This is a genomic window from Jannaschia helgolandensis, assembly GCF_900109285.1.
GTDB lineage: Bacteria > Pseudomonadota > Alphaproteobacteria > Rhodobacterales > Rhodobacteraceae > Jannaschia > Jannaschia helgolandensis.
Window position 1 is genome coordinate 370,780 of record NZ_FNZQ01000002.1, and the last position, 6,127, is coordinate 376,906.

General features: G+C 59.1%; 6 protein-coding genes. All 6 read left to right on the plus strand.

All coding sequences use genetic code 11. From position 1 onward, the window contains the following. Positions 1-33 precede the first annotated feature (33 nt). Positions 34-945 (plus strand): fatty acid desaturase, encoded by a 912-nt coding sequence (locus BMY38_RS08840; protein WP_092761924.1) that lies wholly within the window; start codon positions 34-36, stop codon positions 943-945. Next, positions 935-2,083 carry an aminotransferase class I/II-fold pyridoxal phosphate-dependent enzyme gene (locus tag BMY38_RS08845; protein WP_092761926.1) on the plus strand — a complete coding sequence of 383 codons (1,149 nt, stop codon included), beginning with the start codon at positions 935-937 and terminating at the stop codon, positions 2,081-2,083. The genes BMY38_RS08840 and BMY38_RS08845 overlap by 11 nt, the downstream gene beginning before the upstream one ends. 257 nt (positions 2,084-2,340) lie before the next feature. Beyond that, positions 2,341-2,958, plus strand: a complete 618-nt coding sequence (locus BMY38_RS08850) for a phosphatase PAP2 family protein (RefSeq protein WP_092761929.1) — start codon at positions 2,341-2,343, stop codon at positions 2,956-2,958. Between the two features lie 620 nt (positions 2,959-3,578). Next, positions 3,579-4,181, plus strand: a complete 603-nt coding sequence (locus BMY38_RS08860; RefSeq protein ID WP_092761933.1) for a cupredoxin domain-containing protein — start codon at positions 3,579-3,581, stop codon at positions 4,179-4,181. Positions 4,182-4,215: 34 nt separating this feature from the next. Then, on the plus strand, positions 4,216-5,793 hold the full coding sequence (locus BMY38_RS08865) for a cytochrome c oxidase subunit I (protein WP_175495819.1): 1,578 nt from the start codon (positions 4,216-4,218) through the stop codon (positions 5,791-5,793). A gap of 14 nt (positions 5,794-5,807) precedes the next feature. Further along, positions 5,808-6,127 (plus strand): hypothetical protein (locus BMY38_RS18095; RefSeq protein ID WP_175495820.1); only part of this gene is annotated, 320 nt, incomplete at its 3' end.

A 6,127-nucleotide genomic window follows, 5' to 3' on the forward strand; every position in this document is an offset into this window, starting at 1 on the left:
CGTCCGGTTTGCCCCACCTGATATGCTTGGCGCATGGACCACAGAACCTTCCTCACAACCATTCCGCCCGCCGAACGGACCCGTCTTACGGCCCTGTCCGACCGCGCCGGACTTACGCATCTGTCGGGCCACCTCGCCCTGATCGGACTGCTGGCCGGTGCCGTTTTCGTCAAGGTGCCTGGCTGGCCGGTTCTGATGCTGCCGCTGGGCATCGTGCTGATTTTCCTGTTCACGCTGCAGCACGAAACCACACATCAGACGCCGTTTCGCAATCGCGCGCTGAACGAATGGGTTGGACGGTTTTGCGGGCTGATCCTGCTGCTGCCGCCGACGTGGTTCCGCCTGTTCCATCTTGCGCATCACCGCCATACGCAGGACCTGGCGAACGACCCGGAACTGGCCACGCCCAAACCGAAAACGCGGGCGCAATACATACTGCACATAAGCGGCCTGCCGGTCTGGCGGACGATGATCGGGACGTTACTCCGCAATGCGACGGGGCGCGCCGAATATGCGTATGTACAGCCCTCCCGTCTTGCGCACGTCCGGGACGAGGCGCGTTTGATGCTGGGTCTCTATGCATTCGCCCTGACCGCCAGTCTTGCCGAAGGCAGCTTCATTCTGCTCTGGGTCTGGATCATGCCGATGCTGCTGGGACAGCCGTTCCTGCGCCTGTATCTGCTGGCAGAACACGGGCGATGTGCCACGGTTGCGAACATGTTGGAAAATACCCGGACGACACTGACCAATCGTGCGGTGCGCTGGATCGCGTGGAACATGCCATATCACACCGAACACCACGTCTGGCCAACCGTCCCGTTTCACCGCCTGCCCGAATTGCACCGCCTGATGCACCCGCATCTGGCTGAGGTCACGCCGGGCTACGTCCCCTTTCATCGCGAGTTGATCCGAGAATTATCCACCGGAGTCCCAGATGCACATTGATCCTTTCGGCGTCGAGATGTGGATGAACGCGCATGAAAACGACTGTGACCACAACCTTGCGGAAACCTGCGTCACCAGCCTGACGCTGGAGGAACTTCTGCATCTGTCGGGACGGAATGCGACGGCCCTGTCTCAGCTTTTGCCGCTCAAGCTGACCTATGGCGCGATCGAGGGGTCGGACGGACTGCGGGATGCCATTGCCGGGCTTTACGCTGCAAAAACGCGCAACGATATCCTTGTGACCCACGGCACCGCCGGAGCGAATGCGCTGGTATGGGCAGCGCTGGTCGGGCCGGATGATCCTGTCGTAAGCCTTGTGCCAACCTATCAGCAACACATTTCGATCCCAGAAAGTCTGGGCGCCAAGGTCACGAAGGTTCAACTGAGCGCCGCTGACCGTTGGTTGCCGGACATGGAAGCGCTCGCCGCCGCCGTGACGCCAGCCACCCTGGTCATCGCTCTGACCAACCCGAACAACCCAACCGGATCGCTGATCGACCGCGCAGGATTGGAGAAGATCGCCGAAATCGCGCGCATCGGTCAGGGTGGAGCGGGTGCGTGGGTTCTGGTGGATGAAGTCTATCGAGGATCGGCGCAGGACGATGACGGCATGGGTCCGTCCATCGCCGATCTCTATGATCGCGGCATTTCGACGGCCGGAATGTCGAAAGTATTCTCGCTGGCCGGCCTGCGCCTGGGCTGGATCTGCGCCCCCGCTGATGTGTTGCAGGCGGTGTCGCATCACCGCGACTACAATACGATCTCGGTCGGCATGATCGACGACCATCTGGCCACGCTGGCGCTTGGCGCGAGAGATCGCATTCTGGCCCGATCCCGCGAAATCACGCGCGGAAATCTTACGCTTTTGTCCGGTTGGATGGCGTCTGAACCGGCCCTGAACTGGGTGCGCCCCACTGCGGGCACGACCGCGCTGATCCGATATGATTTGGACATCCCATCCGAACAGCTCTGCCTCGATCTGCTGGCTGAAGAAGGCGTGCTGTTCACGCCCGGCGCGGTCATGGGGGTCGAGGGCACGGTGCGGATCGGCTTTGCCAACGACCCGGCGGCAATGCGCGGCGGTTTGCCCAAGGTGTCGGCCTTCCTGCGGCGCAGACGGTCCATGACCCAGACTTAAATCCGATGGAAACCGACGGCTTTGTCACAACATCTCCCGCTGCACGACTGCGCGGCACGACCGGGTGACTCCATCGTGTGATTGGTCCCGACAACGGACCCTGTTGATCCGAACAGGCCCCAGCCAGTTCAAGATCGGACCCCCCGTGCGCGATTGAACAAGCCCGGAAATTCGCTGATCGTCGGACAGCGAAGCAACAGCAAGACCAAGCAAAGGGGATTTTGTTGAGAATTATTTGCGTCCTTGTCGGAAGCATTTTGGCCAGCTCGCTGCTGACGGCCCTGCTCGTGCAGAGCGGGCTGGACTGGAGATATTTCGTCTGGATACAGAATAGCCGTGCCGTGGGGCTTCTGCCATTGGCGGATCGGGTCGGATATGTTGCCCCGGTTCTGGTGTCTCTGGGTCTGGCTGCGGTCGCAACCGTCGCGCCGCGGCGGGGCGCTTGGTCGCTGACTGGGGCGTCGGTTGCCGCCGCTTTGGGCGGTCTTGCGGTGTCTATGGCACTAAAATCGGTTACCGGTCGGATGTCACCGCCCCATCATGCCTTCGGTGCCGGTCTTGCAGGGGCCGACAACAGTGCGGCCTTTCAGTTCGGGTTCCTCAATCAACCGCTTATCGGCGGCTGGCCATCGTCCCATGCAACGGTCGCCTTCGCCGTCCTTGTTGCGCTGGTGCTTCTTGCCCGGCGGAGAACTTATGTGGTGATCTTCGGAACGCCGCTTGCACTTTTCATCGGTCTGGGGGTCAGCTTTGGCTATCACTGGCTGTCCGAGTTCGCGTCGGGCATCCTGATTGGCAGCGCGGTGGGATATGCTGTGGCGCAAGGCCTGGGCGGACCGGACTTTCGCACCGACGAATCGACGGATCAGACATAGTCTGAGACCGTCAACAACGGCTTGCAAAACTGGCGAGTTTCTGCCAGCATGCCGAATGGTTGGGCGGTTTTTATCTCTTGTAATACTGTCTGCGTTGCTTCTCTCGGGGTACGGCGCAACACGCATGGCTCTGGCAATGCGGACCGGGCCAGTCGCCTTGATCTCCGACAGCACAGTCAACGACGTCTCGTCATCGGCGGTTTCTCTACTCGAAACCCAGGTGTGTCCGATGATGACCAAGTCTACGTCCTGCAGCACCGCCGGTCATGTCGCAACCGCGTGCCAGATTGTACTGTGTGATACTGAACCGACCATGGCTTTTTTGCTGACCCGGGTCAGCACGGTCAGCAGGCACCATTTGGCGCTTGGTGCCAGCATTCATGAAGACTACGGGCTATTCCGGCCACCGCTGGTCTGACTGCACCCGGACAGGGGTGTCGCTGAACAACCGGCAGACATCTCATCTTTCCGTCACACCTGCGACCGGACATTGTTTCGGACAACCGTCTTGTGGATGAACCCCCGTGAAATTCCAGGGCATCCGACAACCCGCATCGCAGCCAAGACACAGCACACATTCTGAATTGAGGGGCGAAAATTTTCGTCCAGGGGAAGAGTAAATGGAAAATGCACTAGGCCTGACCGGGTATCAGGCAACGATGATGACCATCGTATTCGCGCTGGGAATTCTGGGAATAGGTGGCCTGTTGATGGCCATATTCTGGCCCAAGCGGTGGAAAATGAAATACCGTATGGAAATTGGCTTTGTGGTCTTGCTGGCCGTGCTGGTCTGGTATGCCGACCGCAAAAGTACCGAAGTCTATTCCGCCTATCAGGCCGACCTGAACGAGTCAGGGGAACTCTCGGTCGACGGCTATGAAGCTGCCGGGGAATTCGACCGCACCTTGCGGGTAATCGCGTTCCAATGGGGATTCGCGTTTCTGACCGAAGAAGACGAGATCAGCCGCAATGCGGCGGTCGTCCAACCCGGCGAGCGCGTGTTGTTCGAAATCATTTCGAATGATGTGATCCATGGTTTCAACATTCCTGCCGTCGGCATCACCACCGAATTCGGACCGGGTGAAAACCGGCAGGTCTGGATCAGAGCACCCAAGGAACCTGGAAAATACCTGATCCAGTGCCTGAATTACTGCGGCGTCGGACACGCGCAGATGAAGGCATGGCTTGTGGTCGAGGGTCCGGAAGAAGGTGGTGAAGTATGAGCGTCGCAAGCAAATACCTGAGCGGAGAAGAATGATGACAAGCGCAAACGATACCGCCCGCATGGGTGGCCTGCCACATTGGGAACCTGCCGACGTTCTTGGCAAGATGACCCTGTCCGATCTGCTGTTTTCACTCGATTACAGGCATATTGCGATCAAGGGCATCCTGACGTCGATTGTCATGCTGGGCCTAGGCGGTCTGATGGCGATGCTGTTCCGAACCGAACTTGCCGTACCCGACATCCAGTTTTTCGATGCCCGGCCCTATATGTCGCTGATGACGCTGCACGGGATGCTGATGGTCTTCGGCTTCGTGATCCCGTTCGTCGTCAACCTGATGTATTACATGATGCCCAAGGTTCTGGGCACCGACCGGCTGATATTCGCGCGCGGCGCACAATGGAGCTATTGGTTGTTGATCGCGGCGGCGTTGCTGCTGGTCATCTCACGCCCCGATTTCACCTGGACCTTCTATCCGCCGATGTCGCTGCGCGTCGGTGGCGAGTTGATCTGGATGGGCTATCTGGCCATCGTTCTGGTCGCGATTTCCGAATTTCTGGCCGGCTGCGTCGTCATCGCGAACGGCTGGAGCGCGGCAAAGCGCATCGGCTGGTCAAAGCTGCCATTGATGGGTTGGGCGGCGATATCGGAAGGCCTGCTGCTGACGATCTCCACCCCTGCTCTGGCCTTTGTCGGCGGCGCATTGATGACCGACTGGCTGGGCACGACGGCATTGTTCGATCCGGCACGGGGCGGCGACATTCCGACCTTCATGTTCCTGTTCTGGTTCTACGGCCACCCGGCCGTCTACCTGCCGCTGATGCCGGCAATCGCGGTTCTGTATACCCTGATGCCGCGATTCCTGGGGCGCCCGATATGGAGTTACTGGTCCGGCGTCACCGCGTTCGCGATCCTGACCGTGCTGTCTTTCGTGGTCTATCCACACCACTTCCAGCCCGCCAATACGGTCAGCGGCTTGCTGGAACGCACGACACAGATCCTGACGATGCTGATCTTCATCCCGTCGACCCTGCATGTGTTCAACTGGATCGCGACTTTGTGGTATGACGACATCCCCATATCGGCAAAACGGGCAATCCCGTTCAAGTTCATCATCGCCGCGATCTTCTTTCTGATCCTTGGAGGAGTGACTGCCTATCTCAACGCGCAGATCGCGGTGAATGCCGACTTCGTGCACAACACCTACTTCGTGCCGGCACACTTTCATGCGATGTTCGTGGGCTTCATGGGAAATATGGCGATGGCGGGGGTTTACTACCTTTACCCCTACTTCACCGGCCGGATGTTCAGCCAGCGAATGGGTAACCTTCATTTCTGGCTGTGGCAGGTCGGGATTCTGGGCAAGGTGATGATGATGTACTATCTTGGCTTCGTGTATTTCCCGCGCTGGGTGGTGGATTATCTGCCGCTGCCGCAATGGGCAATTCCACAGTTGATGCTGACAGGTGCCGCCTATCTGATCGGCCTGGGATTCATCGTGTTCGTATTCAACATCATGTGGAGCAGCACCCGTGGCCGGACCGTTCAGGGTGATCCCTGGCCGGTCGAAATGGCGGACACACCCGCCACCGCCGCCGCTCCAGCAGAATAGAAGGAGATATCAAGATGATTATGCGAACTTTCCTGTTTCTCGGATTGCTCCTTCTGGGGGGGACAGCCTATTTCGTGGTCGGCCGGACGCCGCCCACTGTTCAGGCTGCTCCGTTCATGTCCAATGTAACCATGTTGCAAGAGGAGGGCCTGCTGCCGGTCGGTCCTCTGGCGGAAGACGAAGAAGTCGAACACGACGTCTTTGAAGTGCCGCCTCAAGACGAGGTCATGTTGGAAGCAGCAATCGCCAACATGGATATGTCAGGAATGGACATGGGCAACATGGACATGGCCGCGCCTGACGCCACCGACATGGGCAACATGGACATGGGCAC

Bases quoted from the DNA above. Each gene is read 5' to 3' on its own strand.
- BMY38_RS08840 (WP_092761924.1), top strand. From the start codon at position 34: ATGGACCACAGAACCTTCCTCACAACCATTCCGCCCGCCGAACGGACC.
- BMY38_RS08845 (WP_092761926.1), top strand. From the start codon at position 935: ATGCACATTGATCCTTTCGGCGTCGAGATGTGGATGAACGCGCATGAA.
- BMY38_RS08860 (WP_092761933.1), top strand. From the start codon at position 3,579: ATGGAAAATGCACTAGGCCTGACCGGGTATCAGGCAACGATGATGACC.
- BMY38_RS08865 (WP_175495819.1), top strand. From the start codon at position 4,216: ATGACAAGCGCAAACGATACCGCCCGCATGGGTGGCCTGCCACATTGG.